21 protein-coding genes and 4 tRNA genes are annotated in these 22,573 nt (G+C 45.2%); 10 read left to right on the forward strand and 15 right to left on the reverse strand.

Annotated features, from left to right (window positions below; translation table 11 throughout):
- Positions 1 to 181 precede the first annotated feature (181 nt).
- From FJD32_RS13980 to rlmKL, 4 genes are read right to left on the reverse strand one after another with little or no spacing between them, the layout of a single operon-like run.
- Positions 182 to 2,014, reverse strand: a complete 1,833-nt coding sequence (locus tag FJD32_RS13980) for a DUF3466 family protein (protein WP_140906448.1) — start codon at positions 2,012 to 2,014, stop codon at positions 182 to 184.
- Between the two features lie 28 nt (positions 2,015 to 2,042).
- On the reverse strand, positions 2,043 to 3,965 hold the full coding sequence (locus FJD32_RS13985; protein WP_069454744.1) for an ABC transporter ATP-binding protein: 1,923 nt from the start codon (positions 3,963 to 3,965) through the stop codon (positions 2,043 to 2,045).
- Position 3,966: 1 nt separating this feature from the next.
- Complete coding sequence (locus tag FJD32_RS13990; RefSeq protein WP_037417366.1) at positions 3,967 to 4,212, reverse strand: glutaredoxin family protein; 246 nt, start codon at positions 4,210 to 4,212, stop codon at positions 3,967 to 3,969.
- Positions 4,199 to 6,334 (reverse strand): bifunctional 23S rRNA (guanine(2069)-N(7))-methyltransferase RlmK/23S rRNA (guanine(2445)-N(2))-methyltransferase RlmL, encoded by a 2,136-nt coding sequence (rlmKL, locus tag FJD32_RS13995; RefSeq protein WP_140906449.1) that lies wholly within the window; start codon positions 6,332 to 6,334, stop codon positions 4,199 to 4,201. The genes FJD32_RS13990 and rlmKL overlap by 14 nt, the downstream gene beginning before the upstream one ends.
- Before the next feature lie 257 nt (positions 6,335 to 6,591).
- Between rlmKL and FJD32_RS14000 the strand changes: the two genes are divergently transcribed.
- The 8 genes from FJD32_RS14000 (at position 6,592) to FJD32_RS14035 (ending at position 10,266) form a co-directional block, all read left to right on the forward strand.
- Positions 6,592 to 6,668, forward strand: a tRNA-Met gene (locus tag FJD32_RS14000).
- 37 nt (positions 6,669 to 6,705) lie between these two features.
- Positions 6,706 to 6,782, forward strand: a tRNA-Met gene (locus tag FJD32_RS14005).
- 146 nt (positions 6,783 to 6,928) lie between these two features.
- Positions 6,929 to 7,005: transfer RNA gene (locus FJD32_RS14010), tRNA-Met, on the forward strand.
- A gap of 47 nt (positions 7,006 to 7,052) precedes the next feature.
- Positions 7,053 to 7,129: transfer RNA gene (locus FJD32_RS14015), tRNA-Met, on the forward strand.
- A gap of 561 nt (positions 7,130 to 7,690) precedes the next feature.
- On the forward strand, positions 7,691 to 7,975 hold the full coding sequence (locus FJD32_RS14020; RefSeq protein ID WP_037417359.1) for a J domain-containing protein: 285 nt from the start codon (positions 7,691 to 7,693) through the stop codon (positions 7,973 to 7,975).
- 92 nt (positions 7,976 to 8,067) lie between these two features.
- Positions 8,068 to 8,601, forward strand: a complete 534-nt coding sequence (locus FJD32_RS14025; RefSeq protein ID WP_037430976.1) for a hypothetical protein — start codon at positions 8,068 to 8,070, stop codon at positions 8,599 to 8,601.
- Complete coding sequence (locus tag FJD32_RS14030) at positions 8,601 to 9,359, forward strand: hypothetical protein (RefSeq protein ID WP_037417354.1); 759 nt, start codon at positions 8,601 to 8,603, stop codon at positions 9,357 to 9,359. Before FJD32_RS14025 ends, FJD32_RS14030 begins: the two co-directional genes overlap by 1 nt.
- Positions 9,360 to 9,369: 10 nt before the next feature.
- A complete protein-coding gene (locus tag FJD32_RS14035; protein WP_140906450.1) occupies positions 9,370 to 10,266 on the forward strand; it encodes a hypothetical protein in 897 nt (298 codons plus the stop codon).
- 58 nt (positions 10,267 to 10,324) lie between these two features.
- On the opposite strand, the gene FJD32_RS14040 is transcribed toward FJD32_RS14035, so the two are convergent.
- From FJD32_RS14040 to FJD32_RS14060, 5 genes are all read right to left on the reverse strand, one after another.
- Positions 10,325 to 10,753: a DUF6678 family protein gene (locus tag FJD32_RS14040; RefSeq protein ID WP_140906451.1), complete on the reverse strand. Its 429-nt coding sequence runs from the start codon at positions 10,751 to 10,753 to the stop codon at positions 10,325 to 10,327.
- A gap of 213 nt (positions 10,754 to 10,966) precedes the next feature.
- The gene (locus FJD32_RS14045) at positions 10,967 to 13,813 is read right to left on the reverse strand and encodes an ExeM/NucH family extracellular endonuclease (RefSeq protein WP_140906452.1); all 2,847 of its coding nucleotides are present in this window, start codon (positions 13,811 to 13,813) and stop codon (positions 10,967 to 10,969) included.
- Between the two features lie 236 nt (positions 13,814 to 14,049).
- Positions 14,050 to 14,565 carry a GDYXXLXY domain-containing protein gene (locus tag FJD32_RS14050; protein WP_037417311.1) on the reverse strand — a complete coding sequence of 172 codons (516 nt, stop codon included), beginning with the start codon at positions 14,563 to 14,565 and terminating at the stop codon, positions 14,050 to 14,052.
- Positions 14,565 to 15,689: a DUF4401 domain-containing protein gene (locus tag FJD32_RS14055; protein WP_140906453.1), complete on the reverse strand. Its 1,125-nt coding sequence runs from the start codon at positions 15,687 to 15,689 to the stop codon at positions 14,565 to 14,567. Before FJD32_RS14055 ends, FJD32_RS14050 begins: the two co-directional genes overlap by 1 nt.
- A complete protein-coding gene (locus FJD32_RS14060; protein ID WP_140906454.1) occupies positions 15,682 to 16,740 on the reverse strand; it encodes a DUF2157 domain-containing protein in 1,059 nt (352 codons plus the stop codon). Before FJD32_RS14060 ends, FJD32_RS14055 begins: the two co-directional genes overlap by 8 nt.
- 132 nt (positions 16,741 to 16,872) lie before the next feature.
- Between FJD32_RS14060 and FJD32_RS14065 the strand changes: the two genes are divergently transcribed.
- Entirely contained in the window at positions 16,873 to 17,697 is an 825-nt protein-coding gene (locus tag FJD32_RS14065) for a transporter substrate-binding domain-containing protein (protein WP_037428116.1), read from the forward strand.
- A 93-nt stretch (positions 17,698 to 17,790) separates the two neighbouring features.
- Here FJD32_RS14065 and FJD32_RS14070 read toward each other — a convergent pair whose 3' ends face one another.
- The 6 genes from FJD32_RS14070 to FJD32_RS14095 all read right to left on the reverse strand — a co-directional run bounded on the left by FJD32_RS14070 (position 17,791) and on the right by FJD32_RS14095 (position 21,981).
- On the reverse strand, positions 17,791 to 18,177 hold the full coding sequence (locus FJD32_RS14070) for a hypothetical protein (RefSeq protein ID WP_140906455.1): 387 nt from the start codon (positions 18,175 to 18,177) through the stop codon (positions 17,791 to 17,793).
- A gap of 195 nt (positions 18,178 to 18,372) precedes the next feature.
- Positions 18,373 to 18,759: a ribonuclease E inhibitor RraB gene (locus FJD32_RS14075; protein WP_037417296.1), complete on the reverse strand. Its 387-nt coding sequence runs from the start codon at positions 18,757 to 18,759 to the stop codon at positions 18,373 to 18,375.
- 22 nt (positions 18,760 to 18,781) lie between these two features.
- The gene (locus FJD32_RS14080; RefSeq protein ID WP_037417290.1) at positions 18,782 to 19,012 is read right to left on the reverse strand and encodes an RNA-binding S4 domain-containing protein; all 231 of its coding nucleotides are present in this window, start codon (positions 19,010 to 19,012) and stop codon (positions 18,782 to 18,784) included.
- Positions 19,013 to 19,082: 70 nt separating this feature from the next.
- Positions 19,083 to 19,619, reverse strand: coding sequence for a GNAT family protein (locus tag FJD32_RS14085; protein ID WP_140906456.1), 537 nt, complete (start codon positions 19,617 to 19,619; stop codon positions 19,083 to 19,085).
- Positions 19,620 to 19,693: 74 nt separating this feature from the next.
- On the reverse strand, positions 19,694 to 19,972 hold the full coding sequence (locus FJD32_RS14090) for a peptidylprolyl isomerase (RefSeq protein WP_011623210.1): 279 nt from the start codon (positions 19,970 to 19,972) through the stop codon (positions 19,694 to 19,696).
- A 179-nt stretch (positions 19,973 to 20,151) separates the two neighbouring features.
- A complete protein-coding gene (locus tag FJD32_RS14095) occupies positions 20,152 to 21,981 on the reverse strand; it encodes a DUF885 domain-containing protein (RefSeq protein WP_140906457.1) in 1,830 nt (609 codons plus the stop codon).
- A gap of 80 nt (positions 21,982 to 22,061) precedes the next feature.
- Between FJD32_RS14095 and FJD32_RS14100 the strand changes: the two genes are divergently transcribed.
- A complete protein-coding gene (locus FJD32_RS14100; RefSeq protein WP_037428125.1) occupies positions 22,062 to 22,571 on the forward strand; it encodes a diguanylate cyclase in 510 nt (169 codons plus the stop codon).
- Positions 22,572 to 22,573: the final 2 nt, after the last annotated feature.

Consider the following 22,573-nt stretch of genomic DNA (forward strand, 5'->3'; position numbering starts at 1 on the left):
GTCCTCTGTTCTACGTGAAATAGAAGCAACAGCTTCACCCATAGGAATAGTGCTTTTCAGCGCCGAGATCAATCAAAAAATCGTTCATTTTATCGACTATTTATTAAACTATTGAGATCATGATTAAAAAAAATCGAGGCATTTTGCCTCGATTTTTTTAGTCTGAATTCAAGCTTAAAAACTAGCGAACCCGACGACGTAACCAAACTAAGGGTAAGGCTAATAACCACGCGAAAGATGCTGCGCCTTTACGTTCATAATTCCCCGTATCAGTGCTTTCATCCACGGTACATGCTTCACCGTTAGTGGTAGGTTTAAGCACAACCATACGTGGAATATAAGCTGTCACAGGGTCACCATTACCGCTGAGTTCAAACAGAGGTAGGCCATTTTCACCAACGATAATGTTGCCATCTTTATCGAGTTGGTATGAAGGCTTGCGAATGAATGCAGTACCAACAATAGTACCCTCTTCATTTACACTGGCAGCTTCGACAATGAGAATATCACTGTTATAGCTTAATACCTTGCCTGTTCCATCCTTAACTTCAACCTTGTGGCGAGCCCAATTACCATCAGCCCCCTTTTCAAAACCTTTAGATTCACAGGTCAGCAAATTATTGAGGTTATTGAATTCACCCGTTGATTTCTCATACAGGAAGCCAGCCTTAGGGCGTGGCTTTTCTTTATCATAGGTGGTTTCAATATAACCAACGACTTGACCTTTGTTATTGATATCCTTCGCTTTGCTAGATAGATCTGTGGTTGTCGCAGCAAAATCATTAGGCGTCACATAAGGCACATCTGGGGTATTAATATCAAAATAGAAGAATTTATCGCGTTCGTAGCCTTGGATATAACTACGATAGCTCCCCACAACAATTCCATTGTCGTTTACATCGTAGGCAATAGAGCTCAAAATTGAGTCTCCCATTGGGATCCAATGGTATTGATATTTACCCTCTGCATCTTTGGTCCAATAGGCCGCATCTTGACGTAATCTATCGGTATTACCTTTACGGTAAACATGTGAGCGACCAGCCACCACACCGTCGTTATTCACACCTAATGCCTGTGCAGTAAATGTCAATGTATTGTCACTGGCGGGAGTTAATCCTAGCGGTAACTCAGTGCCAGTAGCAATGCCATTATCTAATTGCCAAACATAAGCACGGGTTTGGTACTGGATGTTACGCGTGCCTTGAGCATTAGGATATTGCTCACGCTGAATACACACATCTAATGGCAAAGTGTTATCGGTACCTAAACAGTAAGCAACCCGATCACCACCATACTTGCTGATATTAGTGCTAGCATAACCCACCACTAAGTTATTATTGTTAACTGCCGTTGCCGCAGACCAACCACCGAGCTCTACAGTCTTATCATCCTTAACATATTGAGTATAAGGAGGTGGTAATGGGATCTCGGTGTCACCCACTTTGGCAACACCACGGTACTCATAATCGCGATAATACCAATAGTCGGTTGCATTATCTGTGGTTGCAGTATTTTCTGTCTTCTTTTCAGGGGCAGTCATGCTGCCGACTTTCACACCCGCATCATTGATGCCGTAGTAAAAAGTATCAACTGAATTCACAACCGAAGAATCACTTGGTGGCGTGGTACCATTGATGCTGTCAAAGGTTGGCTTCCACGCACCAGTGGCACCATTTTGCGCAGCGATAAAGGCAAAGTTATTCGCAATAATGGCCGCTGTAATTGAATAGGTGATAGTTTCCTCTGAGGCAATACCATCTTCAACATCAATCACACCACCTTCAACATCAGATGTACTGAGTTTTTTCTTGCCTTTGGCGATACCGACCAGTTCATCGTTGCCATTGACACCTAAAGCGTAGCCATTACGCGTACCTTGGAGGGTGTCTGCAAGTGGTAGATCATAATTATCAATGTTAACAATTTCATAGACTGGTGCAGCATGGGCACTGTGCAATACGCCAAGGACACCTAAGGCAACCAAGGACAGGGCTTTATCCAACTTTAACTTCATTAATTCAATTCCCATTTTTATTATTGGTTTACTTCTGTGACTCAAGCTCTTCCCATCGCTCGAAGCAAACTTCCAATTGCTTTTCTTTATCCGCTAACAAGCTCAATACCTGATTGATTTTATCCTGCGTCTGACTATAAAAATCTGGGCTTGCCACTGTGGTTTGTAAATCGAGGATTTCGGCCTCTAATTTCTCCATCAACTCAGGCATTGCCTCTAACTCACGCTGTAATTTATAAGACAGTTTTTTTGCGGCTTTGGCAGGCTCAGCCACTTTAACCTCAGCGTTTTTTGCCGTCGCAGGAGCTTCGACCGTGTTTGCTTGACTAGGTTCCTCAGAATAAAACTTTGCACCTTGATCGATAGCATCCTGGTAACCGCCAACATACTCAGTCCAGTGACCATTACCGGCATACCACCAACTGCTGGTCACGGTATTATCGATAAACGCCCGGTCATGGCTGACCAGCAACAACGTGCCTTCATATTCAGTCAGCAGCGACTCTAGCAATTCTAGGGTCTCAATATCAAGATCGTTTGTTGGTTCGTCCAGAATGATAAGGTTTGCGGGACGAATGAGTAACTTCGCCAGTAATAAACGGTTTTTCTCTCCGCCTGATAGCGCCTTTACTGGCGTTCTGGCACGCATTGGTGAGAACAAGAAATCCTGCAAATAACTTAAAATATGGCGATCTTGACCATTGATAGTGATGGTCTTTTTACCCTCACCCACGTTATCTTCAACAGTTTGCTCAGGATCCAGTGCTTCACGGTATTGGTCAAAGTAGGCGATTTCGAGCTTAGTACCGACTTTCACTTCACCCGATTGAGGTTGTAACTTCTCAATCAATAATTTAATTAAGGTCGATTTACCACAGCCGTTGGGGCCGATAAGCGCAATACGATCACCACGCATCACTGTGGTATTGAAGTTTTTGACCAGATTTTTATCAGGTAAATTATAGTTTAAGTCCTTAACATCAAAGACCAATTTACCAGAACGCTCAGTATCGGCCACCGCCATTTTGGCATTACCTTGACGATTCAAGCGCTCACTGCGTTCTTGACGCAAGGCTTTTAACGCACGCACACGGCCTTCGTTACGGGTGCGACGCGCCTTAACACCTTGGCGGATCCAGACTTCTTCTTCGGCTAAGCGCTTATCAAATAATGCGTTTTTCTCAGCCTCGACCCGCAGCCATTCTTGTTTACCATCAAGATAGGCTTGATAATTACCGGGCCATGAAGTCACAACACCGCGATCTAAATCCACAATCCGCGTGGCCATGCGAGCAATAAAGCCCCTGTCGTGGCTGATAAACACGATGGCGCCTTGGAAATCCAGTAGGAATTTTTCTAGCCACTCAATAGTATCAATATCGAGGTGGTTGGTTGGCTCATCGAGTAGCAATAAATCTGGCGCGCTGACTAACGCACGAGCAAGTGCCACTTTACGTTGCCAACCCCCAGATAATTCACTTAAAGATTTATCGGGATCTAACCCCAAAAGCTCACAATTTTGATTGATCCGCGAGTCAAGTTGCCAACCATTATGGTGGTCTAACGTCTCCTGCAACTTCTGCATTTGATTGAGCATGCGCTCCATTTGCTCAGGCTCAGCAAAAGCGACATCGTGGGATAATTGATGGTATTGCTCTAGAGCTTCACCGACTTCTTTTAAACCTGCAGCAATGTAAGCGTAAACCGTACCCTGCTCAGCTTTAGGTGGATCTTGCTGTAACCGACTGACCGTGACGCTACCATCGATGTTAAATTCACCTTCATCGAGCAGCACATCGCCGGATAAAATCTTTAATAGACTCGACTTGCCTGCACCGTTACGGCCAACAATACAGACCCGCTCGCCGCGCTCAATAGTAAAATCAGCATGTTGTAATAGCGGGGTGTAACCATAGGCTAACGAGCCATTATTGATACGAACCAGACTCAAACTAAGCTCCTAAAAATTCTTGTAATTGCGTGGCATCAAATGGCCAACTTAAATAACGCTCGTCCAGGGCTTTAACCACAGGAATCGACACGCCATAACGCTCTGCTAGGGTTTCATCATCGCAAATATCGATGGCCGTAAAGGGCACCTCGGCGGCATTTAATAATGCCGCCGCCAGTTCGCATAAATGGCAACCTTCGGTGTGATACAACACATAGCTTGCCTGCAATGCATTATTTATCTGCATGGGTAATTAACCAGGTGTTATGGATATGAGGATTACGTTTGTAATCCAGCGGTAACGTCATGTCGTCGATGTTTTGCACCTTAATTTTCATTTTGGTTAAAGTTTCAGTGTCCATCTTAAACTTGCGCTTATTGTTGGAGAACACCAATTCACCGTTTGGACTTAACAGCTTGATTAGCATACCGAGTAAATTCACATGATCACGTTGCACATCGAAAGAATCTTCCATGCGCTTGGAGTTGGAGAAGGTGGGCGGATCGATAAAAATTAAATCGTATTGTTCGTTACAATCGCGGATCCACTGCAAACAGTCAGCCTGAACAAATTCATATTGCTTGCCAGACAAATTATTAAGGGCAAAGTTCTCTTTCGCCCAAGCAAGGTATGTGTTTGACATATCAACCGTCGTGACCGACTTTGCGCCGCCTAATGCAGCATGCACTGAGGCAGAACCTGTGTAAGAGAACAAATTCAGAACCCGGCGACCCTTAGATTTTTGCCCTACTAAACGGCGAGTTAATCGATGATCGAGGAACAGCCCAGTATCTAAATAACCCGTCAGGTTTAGCTTAAATTTAGCGCCATATTCAGTGGTGATAAGCTCTAACTTACGTTCATCCAACTTTTGATATTGGTTAGTGCCCTTTTGACGCTCGCGGGTCTTCATAATGATTTTGTGTGGATTAACGCCAATGGCCGCAGGCAAAGCCAGCAGCACATCACTTAAACGACGTTTAGTGACGGCCTCAGGAATACTGGCTGGTGCCATGTATTCTTGTACCACAACATAATCAAGATACTTATCGACTGCGACGTTATATTCAGGAATGTCAGCATCATAGAGGCGATAACTATCAATCCCCTCTTTTTGGGCCCACTTCTCAAATTGCTTAGCGTTTTTCTTTATACGGTTAGCAAAAGCAGGCGCGATATCGGCAATATCGACACCCTCTGGCAACACTGGCGTATCGCGGCGAGTACTCTGTGCGTGAAGCGTGTATAAGTTAAAAGCGCACTCTAACGCACCGTTAAACATTTTCATCTGTTTATCGGCTTTGAGTTTCAATGCCGAGATAAGCTCGATATCGCTACACAGCATGGCCACTTTCCAGCCACCAAATTCTTTTTTGAATTTATCGCCTAATTGATAGTACAGCTGCAACAGCTCAGACACACTGCCTAAACGCTCACCGTAAGGAGGGTTGGTGATGAGGTAACCTTCAGCCGCTGGCGGCTCAATATTAAGGGCATTTGCCACTTTAAACTCAATTAATTCAAGTACGCCTGCATTTTGCGCGTTGCGTTTTGCTAACGCCACTAAGCGTGAGTCGATATCCGAGCCATAGAACTTCACTTCGCAGCGCTTTACTCCTAACGATGCACGCGCTTTAGCTTCTTCGACAATTTCGTGCCAAGTGGCCTTATCGTGACGACGCCAATGTTCGAAACCAAAACGGCTGCGTTGTAAACCCGGAGCAATATCGGCGGCCATCAAAGCCGCTTCAATCAACACTGTACCGCTACCACAGAAGGGATCGAGTAAAGTAGTCGGCGCGGCTTTCCAGCCACTGCGAACTAGCATATTCGCCGCGAGATTTTCTTTTAAAGGCGCTTCACCCGTGGTTGAACGGTAACCACGTTGGTGCAGTGATGGGCCAGAAAAATTCATCGCAATGGTAATGACCCCATTGCGAAAATGGGCATCAACTTTAATGTCGGCATCGATACGGGCGACGTTTGGACGGGCATCACCGTCATCACGGAAACGGTCAACAATCGCATCTTTAATCTTTAGCGCGCCAAACTGGGTATTGTTAATAAAACCACCCGTGCCATGGAAATCGATACTAAAGGTGTTGCGATTAGAGAAATGTGCTGACCAATCAATACAGTAGGCTGCATTATATAACTGCTCCGCCGACTCACAGGGTCCCTTATAGATTACCAGTACAATACGGCTGGCTAAACGCGTCCACAGGGTAATGCGATAGGCTAAAGCCAGAGGCGCGGTAAAATAGACACCGGCTACACTTTCTTTAATCTCGGTCGCACCAAATTCTGTCAGTTCTTGGGCTAAGCTATATTCAAAGCCCTTAGGGGCGGCAGCAAAAAAATTAAGCATGGGATAATCAATACGCAGTCAAAATCAAACCGACATTATACCTGCGAAGCCACATAAAAGATAAACAGTTATTAGCCAAAACTCGATTTAGTCAGGTAGTTAATCCACATTTAACCCATTAAAATCCGATATCACGGTCAATACTGGGTAAATTCCCCGCACTACGCTTTATATTTAAGCATTCGTCCGCTTTTTTAGAATTCCTCCTTGCAATGCCACAGCGCTGCCGTTATAGTCTGCCCCGCTTTGAAGACGGACGCGGGATGGAGCAGCATGGTAGCTCGTCGGGCTCATAACCCGAAGGTCGTTGGTTCAAATCCAGCTCCCGCAACCATTTAAAGCAAATATAAGTAATACAGATAGATATCGGACGCGGGATGGAGCAGCATGGTAGCTCGTCGGGCTCATAACCCGAAGGTCGTCGGTTCAAATCCGGCTCCCGCAACCAATTTAGATGTATACGTTTATAAAAAGAAACAGCTCGTCGGGCTCAACTCTTTATAAACAACGGCAAAGGTCGTCGGTTCAAATCCGGCTCCCGCAACCAATTCTAAGATGACAGAATTAAAACATTTATCAGCAGCGTTACTCGGACGCGGGATGGAGCAGCATGGTAGCTCGTCGGGCTCATAACCCGAAGGTCGTCGGTTCAAATCCGGCTCCCGCAACCAATTCTAAGATGACAGAATTAAAACAGTGATCAACAGCGTTAATCGGACGCGGGATGGAGCAGCATGGTAGCTCGTCGGGCTCATAACCCGAAGGTCGTTGGTTCAAATCCAGCTCCCGCAACCAATTTAACAATGATAACGACCAGACCAGCATCAGCTGGTTTTTTTGTGTCCGAAATTTATCGTACTGAGTTTCACCATGCTAGCTTGTCGGGCTCAGCCCTTTATAAACAACAGGCGAAGGTCGTTGGTTCAAATCCAGCTCCCGCAACCAATTTAACAATGATAACGACCAGACCAGCATCAGCTGGTTTTTTTGTGTCCGATATTTATCGTACTGAGTTTGGCTTGATTTACTTGAATCGTTTATCGAGTTTCTTTCGTTACATACTGAAATGACTTACAAAAACAGAGCCGTTAACTCGCAGAAAATATCGCTGTGTTAGCTGATACTTGTACCTACTGCGCCTTAGCCACCTATTACCGTTTGTCTTTGCAGTTGCAGATCTTCACAAACCCCAGTTTAGTATTCACTTTTCCCTCTAAATGCAGCCATAGTCGTTTGCCGCCCAACACGCATTTCTGCTATGATCCGTCGCTGACTAATCATAATTCCACAAATTGGCAGATAATCAGCACTCAAGCTTTATCTTGCGATACCAATCCATCGCCTGCAGGTACAAATATGATTAACCACTTTAGTGTGCTTGGTATCAAACCTAGCGCCAAAGAAGACGACATTAAAAAAGCCTATCGTCGGCTCTCAAACAAGTATCATCCTGATAAGTTGTTAGGTGCCTCTGATGACGAAAAAGAGCAAGCGTCACAGCAACTTGAACGCGTCAAAAAAGCGTATGAAGTCTTGTCCGATCCGAAGCTTAGAAATGCGTTTATCCGAGATTTCAACAATGTGATAGTGACCGACCCCAATGGCGCAATGCGTGAATTATGGGATCAGTTCTACCCTTAATATTTTATTTTTAGCGCCGAATTAACGAGCGGTTAAATCCGCACTTTCTACGCCGAATAAATTATTTCCGCGCTTTATTTCGAGACAAGCCCATGGCCAAAAAACTGAATATCTCACGCATTAATGAGCTTAAGACCAATGCCTACGACAATATCGAGTCCTATGATGACCCGGATACCCCCAAGGCACTGGAACAATTTACCAGTCAAATCAAAAAAGTATTACAAGCCGATCCTAAAATGCTCGAGTCGGTACCCGAGTATTTGCCGGTTGCACTGTATGGCCGAGTCAAATTTCCAAGTGATGCCAAGCTCAAATGGGCCCATTGGATCAATACGGCAACGCAACCTGAGTGGGATGAGTTTAAGGTCACAATCGGCTTTAACAATGCCGATTTGCCATTAGTGCTAGCAGTGCGCGCTTACTCAGAGGATTTACTGATTGAAAGCTGCGCCGTACTGTACTTATTGGAAAACCAAGGCAAAAGTACGCCAGCCCCTAAACGCAGTGCTGACGATGATTTTGAAGACGAAGACAGTGATTACGCCGACTATTCCGATGACGATGATGATGACGGCGAAGAGGAAGATGGCTATTACGATCAGTACGATGATGAGGACCGCTAATGAACACCAGTCTCATTGAGATAACCGTTGCCGAGATTAAAGAGCTCGCCGATGTCGAGCCAAAACAGGCCAGTAAACGTTTCGAACTCATCGCCACCACAATGAACGATGAGCAATTAGTCGAAGTTATTGAAAAAATGGATATTGTGACACTGACGCAAATCAACAGTCACCACGATATCTCCTGCCCGTCAATTATGTCGGAGCTGATGACACCTGAGCAAATTCGCGACATCGTCTGTCAGCAACCTTTGTATTGGGAAGAAAAAATCAAAAACAATGCCGAAGAACTCATTCAGCATACCTTTGATTTTTTAACTTATTTAATTCGTATTCAAGATAGCGAAGAAAAACAAACCGCTATTTTAGAGTGCATTGCCGAAGATCCCGCCGGCCTCTTCTATCTGTCTATCCCTTTTATCGAGATGATGCTGGGCGAACGCCACGACGATGAAGACCACTTCAACGATTATTATGACGATGAAGAAGATACTGATACCGTCGGCTATGACAACCGCGTCGCCAGCGAAGAAGCCCATAGCTTAAGCCTCGATGACCCACGTAGTCTGATGGCGTTAATCCATGAGCTGGCACCCGATGTAGAAAAAGCCATTAAAAACCTGCTGCGTAACGAAAGCTCTGGCTGGGAAATGATCATTAACAAGTTCGTCAATGAACTGGTTATCCAAGCAAAAGAGAAAAACCAAGTCACGGACGAATACGCAGAAGTGGATGATATGTTTAGCTTTTTAGATTAAGGATCCCTAGATGCAACTGGTACTGCGTGATTTAGACCAAGGCCCATACCTGAGCAAGGTGTTGGCTAAAGGCCAAGCAGACGACACCCTTAGCGGTGAGCCGCTCGCACAAATCAAATCTAAAGCCATTCTGATGAGCCTCAAATTGGCGGATAAGTTCTACAACAAGTACAAGATGCACTTACTGGAACAGGCGGCGCACGATGTGATTGGTGTCGTTAGTCTCGGATTAATGGAACTGTCTGATCAGGATCAACAGCAAGCGGTGCGTTTATTGCTCACCAGCGACGGCGTGGTCAAATGCTTCCAAAAGGGCTGGAGCATGCTCAGCGTGGTGAGCAAACATAAGCTGGTCAATGGAAAATCACTCTATGGTGATGTGGATAAATTCCTACTGGAACAAGTCTCTACGCCGCCTGACGCCGAAGAGTGGCTTGGATATGAGGCCTATCAGGATGCATTGGTCGAGCACCAACGTCAGCAATCAATTGCGGCGCTAATGGCGCAGTTTTATGCCCAAACCAGCTACGATCCTTTGGATTTCTTAAATCTAGAGAGCGTATTGGCCGAAGCAGTGTTGTATCGGATGTTGTTTGATAATGCCAAAGTCAGACAAGATTTGAAAAAGCGCATTGCCAAAATCAGCTTGCAGGACGAATGGTTTAGCCTTGAGTATATCGAGCAGCAAACTCAAAAAGCCTTGGCGGAACTCCCCGCGGAGCTGGCCGAGACTATCGGTAAAGATTTGGGGAAAAACTTTGCGCCAGCATTGCTGCGAACACTGCATTTTGCAAAAAGCTACCGTGAGCTGCTGCTCAATGACGCCTCACCTGAGCGTTTAGAAAGATTCGAGCATAAAGAAGGACTCGTCGGCCTACTCGGCTGGCCGCTTTATATCGTGCTGTAATCCTTAACGGGGCGTTAATCAATTAGCGCCCCGCTTTTTATCCGCAGTCTGAATTTGCTTACGCTTTCTTTATCGTCTCGCCACCAGCCGCAATAACAAATACAGGCATGGTTGCATCGGGGCGTAGATAGCCCCAAATCCTGATCCCTTGAGCTTCTTTACTGTAGGGAAGCCGATACTTATGCAGTTGCGCCTCAATATAATCTGTAAAATCCGTGGTCTTTTCCGGCAGTAATCTGCCGCGGTGCTCTCTTTTCAGCGGATCAATTTCAAGCCACTCAATCCTCTCGCTAATTGCGAGTAACTCGTCCCACCATACTGGCGTAAAACCAGGGTTTGGCTCAACATCTTCCAGCAGCTTATAACGCACATGGGGAACAAACTCTGGTGCCTCATGGAGTGCCTGCTCAAGCTTACGCCATTTAGTCAGGTTCATCACTGAGGTTAATTGATACTGATTGAGGTACGCCAAGGTGTCTGCATTCATTGCGATGAGTGTGCTCCCTGTGAGTAAAAATCCATAAGTGGCGTCATCTTAGCTTAAGCGAGGATGTACTTACAGCAACTTAGCTTGAATTTCAAGCACGCTATAGTCCGTTAATATAGTCAATTAAGTAAGTGATGAATGAATTAAGTAAGTGAATCAAAGTAAAAAGCCTGCAACAGCAGGCTTTTGATATTTAAAGAAAGAGGCTAACGCTTAACGGTATGTCAGTGTTGTCGTATCCGTTAATTTATCATTGTCTTTAACGGTTAATTCGACAGTATGCTCTCCGCGGCGCGCCAGACGCAGTACTACAGGACCATTGGCGCGGGTGCCATTATCAAACTTCCACTTATGCTGCTTAATAACCCCATCGGTGTCATAGCTAGTCGAAATAAACATATCGACCAGCCATAGATTGATGCGCTGAATTTGCGCAACAGGTGGTTTCTTCACATTTTCAACCACCACAGACACTATTTGCGAGCTGCTATGGCTTAAGCCGTCATTGTCCGTTACGGTTAACGTCACTAGATAATCACCAGTTTGCGCATAAGTGTGTGATACCGCCTCTCCAATACCTTGACTATTATCGCCAAAGTCCCACTCAGTAGAGACGATTTGACCGTCGCTATCAATGGCGGTTGACCTCAATTGCACACTCGCACCATTCACAACCTGAGTGAAGCTGGCTTCAGGGGCGACTTTTTCAGCTTCGAGCAAGAGTGAAATCACTACAGGATCATGGTCAGATGATCGATAAGCATCACTAGCGTACAAGTCTTGCACCTGCGCAGGGGTCTTAAACTCTTCGTTGTAATCTAACACACGTGGCTCGTCGGTATTGATATGCCACTCAGTCACATCTAGGACTTTATCCACTAACGCAGCATTCGCGAGCGCATGGTCTAACTGTCCCGATTCACCCGAGAATACATAGGAATAAGGATTAGCTTTTTCAAGTTTGGCGAACAACTCACTAAAGCCAGCGTTAGCCAATGCCATCAGCGGGTCTTCCTTGGCGTAGGAGTTTAAGTCACCAATCAGCAGTACACCTTGCTCAGGATACTGCGCGGCAATCCACTGCCCTGCCGCCGTTGCTGCGCGACTACGGGTAATATTGCAGTTGCCTTGACCATCGTTCATATCTGGATCGCCAGCACACTCACTGCCTTTAGATTTCAAGTGATTAACCGCAACGACTACACTCTCCTCACTGCCGTTTAGCGCGAAAGCTTGAGTCAACATAGGGCGGTTTTTGCTGTCGTCGAACAGCGGCTGCACGGCGTCATCTAAGGGAGAGTTAGCACTTGATAAAATACGCGCATCACCCTGAGGGCTCACTTTGTCACTGCGATAAATTAAACCGACGGTAATCGCATCCGTACCTATCGCACTTAAGCTGCTGCCATTGACCTTTGGAATAACATAAGCATAGCGATTTTCACCCACGGCGGCATTGAGGCCCGCCACGAGATCGGCAATCGCCGAGTTGGCGCCAAAGCCATCGTTCTCGATTTCCATCAGACCAAACACATCGGCACTGATCCCCACCATAGCGCTGACAATCTTCGCTTTTTGACGCTCAAACTCACTCAAGGTATTGGCACCACGCGCAGTGGGGAAACCTCCGCCCTGTCCATCGCCATTAAAGTAGTTCAGCACGTTAAAGCTGGCGACTTTCAGGTTGCCGCCTTCGGCAAGCACTGGTGATTGTGGGCGAGGATTTTCCGCTACAAAATTAACGGGCTCAGTCGGCATAATGCGATAAAGATTAAAGCCATAGTGCATAACACCAGTAAGGCTCGTGGCTTTATCACCCACACGCACAGTGTTCGATGCGCTTAAACCTGGCGCAGGGAAAATCACCGGATCAGGGTTCTGCGCCGTTAAGCCATCGTCGAGTAAAATACTGTCTTTGAGATTGGCCGCCGTGACGGCTAAAGCATCGGCACCTGGCGCAGCGACTTGTGTCCCAATAAAGTGACGGCTGCTACCGAGTGAAATTTCACCATAGCGGCCCAAATTGTAGACTTCGTTCACGACCAAATCTTGGCTAAAGCGTACGCGCATGCCTTCAAAGGGTTCAAAGTCATCGCTCGAATTCACAGGCAAGGTCACCACGGCGGCTGTCGGTAAGGTTTGTCCTGCTGCACAAAGTTTATGATCGGCAACGGTAGTCAGTTCCGTTAAGCCTTGATATTCAGTGACTTTAGCCTTTAAGCGTACACGGTCGCCCGCCACGTAACCCGTAGGCGCATTACCGGTATAAACAAACACCCCTTCCGAGGTTTGTGGATCGTTATCGGCTTCGTTGTCGGCCATTTGCACGAAGATGCCCTTTAGGCCAGCTTCTTGATTACTCACCACTATGGCTTCAACCACTAAGGTTTGTCCGTTTAACGGACTGACATTGGTCGAACCTTGCAGAGCATGGATAGGCGTTGAGGCTTCACCACAGGCTAATGAACTCGGTGGCGGCTCAACAGGATCGGTAGGTGTGCCTGCACTGAACTTACCCAAATCCGAGATATCGTCTTTGGCAAAACCTAACCATGTATTAAAGGTGACAGCATCATCAATAATAGGATCGGCGATTGACTGATCGGGATTGCGGCGTAGCGTGTTGTCCTGGGTCGATAAATCACCACTGCCCCATTCACTGCCTGGATCGACACCCACTTGGCCTAAGCTATCAATCACTTGGTCTTGATAGGTCAGCACAATGGCATCATCACCATTGAAAAAACTCGCGCTGCTTTGTTGATTCGTCACCGCCAGAATATCGGCCGATGCGTCGTTATCAGCGACAACATAAGTTGCCCCTGCCGCTAAGGTGCCGTTCAGGGCGATAGTCGTGCCCACATTTGTGCTGCCATTAAAATAGAAGCGCAATTGATACTGGCTTAAGTCGATGCTGTTGGCGGTTGGGTTGTACAGCTCAATGGCTTTGTTATTGCCGCTGCCTTCAACATATTCAGAAATAATTAGATTATCGGCAGCATGAGCAACGCCACAGATGCTACTGATGGCTAACGCCAACAGCGTTTTGTTATTAAACATAATGACCCCTAAAAGTATCTTTTATATTGATATTTGAGTTTATGATTGACCATTTTACGAAGCATTCAGCTTCGAAAACTGACGATACTATAGGGAATCAAGGTTACAAATTAGTTGCACTTAAGTTGCAACTTAAGATGGATATTTAGGCGACGATTTAGCGGATTGTACTAGGAAAAATAGCGAAGATGGCGAGCCTAACTCACCATCTTGTTAACATCCATTACGGTTTCCCGTTATAGCGGTTGCAGCTGCTCATCGAGCAGCGTCACCAACAACAACTCTCCCCGTTCGCTGACTCTAAACTCGCCGTATTTGGCTTGGCTGAAGTGGTCAGCTTGGCCCTCTTCAAAGAAAAAACTATTTGAGGCCAGCTTTACCCTATGATTGCGCAGGCGAAAATCTACCGTGAGTTGATCGGCGGCTTTGGGCTGGTCACGGTAAATACCGACAAAGTGCGCCACCTTTTGCGAATCGAGTGTCAATAGCAGTTGCCCCTGCGTCATCCCCTCAGGCAACGCGGCGCGTACCTCCTGTGCAATGGCATACTCCAAGGCCATATAATCCCCCTGCATAATCGAGCGAGGATCCACTGGCGCTAAGGCAAAACGCACCACTTTGCCATCTTGCAATAACTGCTCAAACTGGGCGATTCGCCAATTCACCATCGTCAGCAAGGCCACCACAGTAACAACAACCAATAATAGGACTCTTCGGTGGCTGTTCGCTAAATACAACATAGCCGTCCCCATTACACATGCTCCTCTAACTCAGCTTGTGCGTCTGAGATAGGAAAGTAACGCCACATCACTAATCTCGCGGCAAGCAGTAACAATCCTAATCCCATCAAATACAGCGACTTAAGCATCAGCGTTGTCTCTAATGAATAATAATAACCACCAGCAAAAACCAACCCTGAAGCAATACCCATTCCCTTCAACCAAGACTCATTTGCATAGTGCCCCAACAAGATGAGCCACACAGCTGTCGATAAACCCTGCATGGGTAAAGACAGTGCAGTAATCAGCACTAGGCCTAAAAACGCAAACAACCCACTGGGGGCGGTGAGTGAGATTTGCCATTGGTTAAACAGACTAACGAGTAGGAAACCACAAAGAGTAAATACTACGAGTAAATGACTAACTGCCATTCCCGACTGCCAACCGGATATAAATAACGCCTCAAAGATCCTATCCATACTGAAGACATGTATTAGTTGAATGGAGAGCAAAAGTGAAGCAGCACCATAGACCAACATCCTCGCCCGCTGATAGTGATATCCTGTGCGATGGATATTTAATAGCACCACACTCAGTAACGACACCAGCAAAGTCGGTGTTAAGTTGAGTAAATGCCACTCAGCCAACAGCCCCGTCAAACAGGCTAATAAACAGAATGCAAATACCCATTGAGCAACCTTGTGTTTTATCATGCCCCAAAGCAACAGAAACAAAGCAGCCATACTCAGATACCAAGCAAGATTAAAGGTATCGCCGAGCAAATCAAACAGTCCCCAAGCAAGGGCAAGCGTACCGCTTAAACATGAGGCAAAGGCAAATTGCTGTAAAAAGTGCTGTTGGCGCCCGCCCCAATACAAGGCGAGTCCTAAGCCTAAATAGATACAACCGATAAACAGAGCGGCTCCCCCTTCGAATCGCCCCCATACACTATCGAAAAGTGACGCCATAAAGCCCAATAAAAACCAGGCGGCAATCCAAGCTGCAAAGGCTTGCATCAACGCAATATACCAAGGTATTTCATGGGATTGGGGCAGTTCTGGTGCGTTCACTACGCCCTTTGCATACAAACTATTCCAAAGCGTTTGCGCCGCTAAAGCACCAGGATCTTGAGTCGAATCAGTGAGGGGGTTATTCATGACTCAGCTCCTCTCCTACGAGGGATATTGGCGTCATTTCGGCGCTAAATTGCCGTTGTAATCGTATTAACACAGTACTCAAGCCGGTACTTGCCAAAATAATATAAAGCCCAATCAATAAAAAGCCGCCTATAGGATCGCTATCCTTAAACAACAGTTCGGTTAATAGCGCAGCACCCACAGCAATCAAACTAAAACCGCCCAAAGCCAACGGATAAATCTGTAATAATCTGTGCCTGAACCACCAGAATCCCAATAACAAATGAATAAAGTAACCAGCCCACACACCTACAAGTAGTGGCTTAGAATCACTGGGTTCAAAAATCATCCAACAGAGCAATAAGGTAAAACAGCCCATGGCCACAAGTGAACTCGCATACTGCATAAGTGGTGCATGCCAGCGATTGCTCTGGCTTTTTCCCATAAAAACAAAAACATAATAGATAGTCAGATTAATAGCCGCAAAGACAAATAACCAAATCTGTTCATCCAAAAGGTAGGATGCAGTATCAGCAAAGAGTCCAAGGCTTAAATTAACTAACCCGAGTAATAACAACCATAAGCCATCAAAACCTGCCACCCAAGCTAAGGGGATAATGGCTAATGCCCACAACGCAAATAGCTGCCAAGGATCCGCTCCCGTTTGATAGGTCTGGCCCACCAAGGCTAAAAGTCCACCAATTAACATACTCACCACTAACAGTGCCATGTTTGCAAGCGTGGCACCAAAAAGATGATGATGGGCATCAACTTGCCTCAACATGCTGCGGTAATACAGCCAAACAAAGCACACAAGGCTAATCAATAGCGCGGCTTCAATCAGGGCAAATTTGCTTATTCTGTCTAGGGACTGCCAATTGTAAGCAAAAAAGAAAATAATCCCCGTCACTAGGCTTAACGCCCCCGCCCACTGAAGCAAAAGGGATAATAAGCGCTGCCAACTGAGAGAGTTGGGCGACACCAATACGCTGCGAAACAACTCATTTGCCTGCGCCCGAGTAATATGTCCTTGCTCCAGCCACTCATAAACTTGAGAAGTAAGATTGCGCAATATGAAACTTCCTTATTTTTGATACTGACTCACACAAAATACGCATTTAACCAACTTAAGTGCAATAATTAATTGTATTAACTTGTCTCTGTTAAAGATAAGCTTAAGACTTCACGATAAACAGGATAACTTATGCGACTAGCTGTATTACTGAATTTACTATTAGGCCTAGTGTTGAATTTATTCAGTGTTGCAACTGCAGGTCCCCTTTCTCCCGCTCAAACAAAACCCGTTATTCGTGTTGGGGGCTATCAATTTGCTCCCTATGTCAATTTACAGAGCGATGGCCGTTATACAGGCTTAACGCTTGATCTCATCAACGCCCTCAACCAAATTCAGCAAGAAATCAGCTTTGAATTTGTCTCCACCAGCATAGAGCATAGATATAAAGCCTATGCAGCTGGAAGATTCGATATGATCATGTTTGAAAATCCACGCTGGGGGTGGGAAAAACTTAATACAGCATTTATCCCCCTACATATCCATGATGGCGAAGTCTTTATCGCCTTGAAGGAAAAAGTAAAAGATCCTCAGTTTTTTGCTCTGTTCAAAGAGCGAACGCTAGCATTAGTTAAAGGCTACCACTATCGCTTTGCCAACTTCGAAACCGATCCTGCAGTGCTTGAAAAAAACTACAAGGTCGTTTTTGTAAACAGCAATAAAGCATCTATTGAAACCGTACTTCGAAAGCGCGCAGAAATTGCCCCAGTGACCATTTCCTACCTCAATTTTTACCTCGCTTCAAATCCGCAAGATCAACAACTCTATGTATCAAATCAATGGGATCAACATTATTATCATGGCGTGTTAATCAATCCACATTCGAAACTACACCCAGATAAACTCAACCTTTGGTTACAGCAATTGCAGCAAAACGGCAAACTCACAGAGCTCGTGCGCCAATATGGATTAGAGCTCGCCAGCGAACACAATAGTGCAGGACAAATCACACACTAAGATGTATTGACAGCAATTTAGTGAGCACCATGGTGCCTAAAAGACAATATTTAATCTCGAGCCCTCGTGCGAACTCGATATTGATAAAACGGATTAGTGCAATGCTCCCAACAACGCAAATAATGATACCAACAACAGGCTCAATGCCATGATATATAAACTAAACCTCTTCTCGGGTGGACCAAGTTTGGCTATATGACAATGCCAAATAGCAAAAATACCGTAATTTAAACCTATAAATAGTAATAAACTGTAGGCATACATACGAGGAACGACACCTTGCGCGCAAGCAAATAAGCAGAGGCTCGTTGTGATGAAAAAGCCCATTTGGCAATAGAATAAACTAAGTAACACTTGCTTATTCAATTGAGCAATATTGGCTCCCTGAAGCATGGCTATAATCTGTAATCTTCCTTGCGATAGGTAATAAATACAAATCATCAAGCTCAATAACGCCGCCACCAATATAGTTAACTGCATAATATTTCCCCTCCTCTGATGCTTTTCAAGAATTGAGAATAGTGCATCTGATTGCGTTAACTGTAAGACCAGCTTAAGCCTAGTTACATTTCGTAATGGGTATGAGATGGATTTAAATCGAGTCGCAGAAATATTATTGAAAGACAAAAATAAAGGAGCCTTATGGCTCCTTTATCATTGATAATATGGCATAAATCAGTGATGACAATGCTCATCATGAACGTGATCATCGTCCATAAACTCATCATCGCCGTCTTGGTGTTGCATCACACCCCAACCATCGGTCATGCCGCCAAACTCGGCCGCAAAATCATTGAGAATGGTTTCTTGCTCAACCAAGTCATCGTAGTCTGGCACCATGTTGATGCATACGATGATTTCCCACTTGCCTAGCTCATCATTCAAATTCAGCTCAACTTCACCTTCGAGATCCGAATTGGCTAATTCTTCAAGTGCAGTTTCAGCATCACGCTGATCATCAAAAACTAAAAAGAAATCAACATCGAGGGCTTTAGTAAGGTCAATTCCGGCTTCAGCCATTGCGGCCAGCATTTTGCCATTATCGTCGTCTGGAAATTGCATATCCTACTCCACAGTATCAGGCTTATTCAGCCGCAATGATTTGAACCGATTCACCGTTAAAACTGACAATATCACCCGCAACGACTTTTTTACGTTTGCGGGTTTCTACTTCGCCATTGACGGTAACCAAACCTTCATCAATAACATGCTTCGCTTCGCCACCGGCATTCGACATACCTTGTACCTTTAATACTTTGTACAATTCAATAAAATCTTCGCCGGGATGCAAAACTAACTGATTAATTTGCGTCACTTAAATACGCCTCAAAAAATAAACCTGCGGCATTATAGCAGCATGTCCATTGCGATGCAGATAATTTAACTTATCTTTGCCTTTCATCGGCGAGCAGGCCATAGGCGCATTCATCTAGCCACTCATCGCCTATCTTAAAATGCTGCCTAAATACGCCTTCGAGTTGAAAACCACATTTTTCCATCACTCGTGCCGAACCTATATTGTCTTTGGCGCAGTATCCGACGAATTTATGTATTGATAAGCTCAAACAGGCCCAATCAATGACAGCTTGCAAACTCTCAGTGGCATAGCCTTTGCCTTGTCCCGCGTGCGCCAGCAAATAACCGACCTCAGCACGTTGTTCCTCCCCACTTTGGCAATGAAGACCGGTTAAACGGATAAACTCGCAGGTATCAAGGGTTTCAATCACCAGCGTAAGCCAATTGCCAGAGGTATAGTCCCAGGTGACTGAGCGCTGCTCAAACTTTTGCCGGATCACTTCGGGAGCTTCAGGATTACGCACGTAGCGATTGATGTCAGGATCTTGGTGTAATGCCAAAAAGTGTGACCAATCCTGCTCTTGTAAACAGCGAAGTCTTAATCTGTCGGTATAGAGTTCAAGCATAGCGGCTCCCCAATGGATGGACGAACTAAAAAAAATGGCAGCTAAACGCTGCCATTGCCTCGGCAAGAAGACGATTAACCGCGGCTGGTGACTTCGAGTAAGTGGTAACCAAACTGGGTTTTAACTGGACCTTGAACCACGTTTAATGGCGCACTAAATACCACTTCATCAAACTCACGCACCATCATGCCTGGGCCGAATGAACCTAATTCACCACCTTGAGCGCCCGATGGGCATGAAGAATGAGCGCGCGCGATTTGCGCAAAATCAGCACCGTCGAGGATCTGTTGTTTAAGTGCTTGGCACTGCTCTTCACTGCTGACTAACAAATGTCTTGCTGTAGCCTGAACCATGATAAAACTCCCTGAATAATGCTGAGACATTTGCCCCAAATATCATATGGTTCCCGTTTTTATGACTGAAAACGAGATGTGAATGTTGAGTATAAAAACATTATGTTTAATTAAAAAGCTTTAAACCGCACCGTTATCAATTTTGTTATCGATAACGGCGCTACATAATCGACTCCGTGTTAAGCCTTAGTCGCCGCTATCCAGCGATCAATTTTCTGTTCCATCACCGCCATAGGTAGTGAGCCAGAAGTCAGAATCTGATCATGGAAAGCCTTAAGATCAAACTTATCACCTAGGGCTTTTTCAGCACGCTCACGTAGGGCAAGAATTTTTAGTTGACCCACTTTATAAGACAATGCTTGGCCAGGAATAGCCATATAACGTTCAACCTCGGCAATAATATCCGACTCGGCCATGGGCGAATTGTCCTTCATGTATTGAATCGCTTGTTCGCGATTCCAGCCTTTGGCATGTAATCCCGTATCCACCACCAAACGCATCGCACGCAGCATTTCGTCTGAAAGCTTACCAAAGTACTGATAAGGGTCGCTAAAGAGCCCCATTTCGATGCCTAAGTATTCAGCATACAGCGCCCAGCCCTCTTCAAACGCGGTATAACCGCTGAAGCGTTGAAACTCAGGTACACCCGTTAACTCTTGCTTAATGGCGATTTGGAAATGGTGACCAGGCGCCGCTTCATGCAGTGACAGTGTCGTCATGCCCCATTTCGGCTGAGCTTTCAAGTTGTAGGTGTTGATATAAAACACCCCTGGACGGCTCCCATCGACAGCTGGTGATTCATAGGATGCGCCCGCAGCCGATTGCTCTCTAAAGCTTTCAACCGGTTTAACCACATAGTCGGCCTTTGGCATTACATTAAAATACTGTGGCAATACTTGGTTAATCTTATCTTTCAACACCATATAACCATCGATTAAGCCTTGGCGATCGCCATAGAAGTATTGTGGCTCAGACGATAAAGAGGCAAAAAAGGCTTTTAAGTCACCTTTAAAACCCACTTGCTCACGGACTTTGTCCATCTCAGAAAGGATTCGTGCGACCTCATTCAGACCAATTTGGTGAATTTCATCCACTGGCATGGTTGTGGTGGTATGAGAATTGGCTAAATGCTGATACCAAGCTTTACCATTTGGTAGACCAGACCAACCATCCGTTGCACGGGATTTAGGCAAATAAGTCTGCTTAAAGTAATCGCGCAGTCCCGTTAATGCAGGCACTAAACGCTCATTAATCATCGCTTGATAACTTGCTGTTAGCTCCGCTTTATCTTGATCCGAAAACCCTTCTGGGAAGTGATTAATCGGTGAATAGAAAATACTTTGGCTGGCATCGGTCGTCAGCATAGCATCTAACTGTGGAATAATACGCTCTACCAGCACTCGAGGAAGTACAACCTTACTTGCAATCCCCTCATCCATACGCTGTTGAGCAAGCTGGATCCACTGAATAAAACCATTCACACGCTGTTCCCAATTGCGGTAATCTTGAACGGTATTAAAAGGCTGAGCACTTTCACCACTTCCTAGCTGCACCATAGTTATAACAGTACTGTAAAACTGGCTGATAGGCATAAAGCGTGACGGATAGGTTTCATCGACTAACGCTATTTCACGATCATAAACAAACAACGAATAACTTAATTGCAAATCCGCTGGTAATTGCTCAACATCAATAGCCTTAACTTGTGCTAGATAGCGGGTATTTAGATCGTGTCGAGCCTTAAGATACTCTTCAGTTAAATCACCACCAAACTGCGCATTGTAGTCGTTAACACCCACAAAAGTGGCGTAAATAGGCTCGAGCTTCAAGTAGTCTTTAAAATAGGCATCGACGAGTGCAACATAACGCGACTCAGCCGTTTGGGTTTCTGCTTCAGTCGCTGGGGCCTGCGTTGCCCCTTCCTGTGTAACAACTGTTGATTCAGGCTTTGAGCATCCCTGTAGGGTTAGCACTAAGGCTATCATTCCCGCAACTACATTTAATTTCATTTTTTATATTTCTCCTTTTACGTCCGAGATAGCCAGACTCTTCCTAAACTTACTGAAAAGTCTACTTACGGGATTATTCTATGATCTACTCATTTCGTAACTCAGGTTTTAGAGATCCAGAAACAGGGGTTTACAACCAAACCTATTTCATGGAAGTCTTTAACCGAGAATGGCATAGGCATATACGAGAACAGCAAAGCTTGGCGCTATTGTATCTGTGCCCTCACATTCATGAAACCGTTAAACAACCGCATTTACTCGAATTTTTTACTAAACAAGTACAAGAAGCACTGCTAAGAGCAACAGATTTAATTGCTAGATTAGACCACAATCATTTTGCCTTAGGATTATTCAATATTGATGAAGCAGGTACCGAAGTTGTTCTTAATCGCATAGCAGATCATATTCAAGAATTTAATCAAGAGTTTGGCAAAACTCATAAGCTAAAAATTGACTACAAACTCGCAGCTTGCCTTTGCTTACCGACTCAAGAACAAAAAATTGAATCTATATTCAATAATGTTTCCAAACTTTCACAAGAGCTTGAACGTAAACAACAGCAATCCCAGGCATTAGTAAAGCTTCAATAAAC

The sequence above is a fragment of the Shewanella sp. LC6 genome (assembly GCF_006385735.2).
Taxonomy (GTDB): Bacteria; Pseudomonadota; Gammaproteobacteria; order Enterobacterales; family Shewanellaceae; genus Shewanella; species Shewanella xiamenensis.

What these genes read in the sequence shown, in the direction of transcription:
- FJD32_RS13980 (WP_140906448.1), bottom strand. Translation starts at nt 2,014, where the DNA reads ATGAAGTTAAAGTTGGATAAAGCCCTGTCCTTGGTTGCCTTAGGTGTC.
- FJD32_RS13990 (WP_037417366.1), bottom strand. Translation starts at nt 4,212, where the DNA reads ATGCAGATAAATAATGCATTGCAGGCAAGCTATGTGTTGTATCACACC.
- rlmKL (WP_140906449.1), bottom strand. Translation starts at nt 6,334, where the DNA reads ATGCTTAATTTTTTTGCTGCCGCCCCTAAGGGCTTTGAATATAGCTTA.
- FJD32_RS14020 (WP_037417359.1), top strand. Translation starts at nt 7,691, where the DNA reads ATGATTAACCACTTTAGTGTGCTTGGTATCAAACCTAGCGCCAAAGAA.
- FJD32_RS14025 (WP_037430976.1), top strand. Translation starts at nt 8,068, where the DNA reads ATGGCCAAAAAACTGAATATCTCACGCATTAATGAGCTTAAGACCAAT.
- FJD32_RS14030 (WP_037417354.1), top strand. Translation starts at nt 8,601, where the DNA reads ATGAACACCAGTCTCATTGAGATAACCGTTGCCGAGATTAAAGAGCTC.
- FJD32_RS14035 (WP_140906450.1), top strand. Translation starts at nt 9,370, where the DNA reads ATGCAACTGGTACTGCGTGATTTAGACCAAGGCCCATACCTGAGCAAG.
- FJD32_RS14040 (WP_140906451.1), bottom strand. Translation starts at nt 10,753, where the DNA reads ATGAATGCAGACACCTTGGCGTACCTCAATCAGTATCAATTAACCTCA.
- FJD32_RS14045 (WP_140906452.1), bottom strand. Translation starts at nt 13,813, where the DNA reads ATGTTTAATAACAAAACGCTGTTGGCGTTAGCCATCAGTAGCATCTGT.
- FJD32_RS14050 (WP_037417311.1), bottom strand. Translation starts at nt 14,565, where the DNA reads ATGGGGACGGCTATGTTGTATTTAGCGAACAGCCACCGAAGAGTCCTA.
- FJD32_RS14055 (WP_140906453.1), bottom strand. Translation starts at nt 15,689, where the DNA reads ATGAATAACCCCCTCACTGATTCGACTCAAGATCCTGGTGCTTTAGCG.
- FJD32_RS14065 (WP_037428116.1), top strand. Translation starts at nt 16,873, where the DNA reads ATGCGACTAGCTGTATTACTGAATTTACTATTAGGCCTAGTGTTGAAT.
- FJD32_RS14070 (WP_140906455.1), bottom strand. Translation starts at nt 18,177, where the DNA reads ATGCAGTTAACTATATTGGTGGCGGCGTTATTGAGCTTGATGATTTGT.
- FJD32_RS14075 (WP_037417296.1), bottom strand. Translation starts at nt 18,759, where the DNA reads ATGCAATTTCCAGACGACGATAATGGCAAAATGCTGGCCGCAATGGCT.
- FJD32_RS14085 (WP_140906456.1), bottom strand. Translation starts at nt 19,619, where the DNA reads ATGCTTGAACTCTATACCGACAGATTAAGACTTCGCTGTTTACAAGAG.
- FJD32_RS14090 (WP_011623210.1), bottom strand. Translation starts at nt 19,972, where the DNA reads ATGGTTCAGGCTACAGCAAGACATTTGTTAGTCAGCAGTGAAGAGCAG.
- FJD32_RS14095 (WP_140906457.1), bottom strand. Translation starts at nt 21,981, where the DNA reads ATGAAATTAAATGTAGTTGCGGGAATGATAGCCTTAGTGCTAACCCTA.
- FJD32_RS14100 (WP_037428125.1), top strand. Translation starts at nt 22,062, where the DNA reads ATGATCTACTCATTTCGTAACTCAGGTTTTAGAGATCCAGAAACAGGG.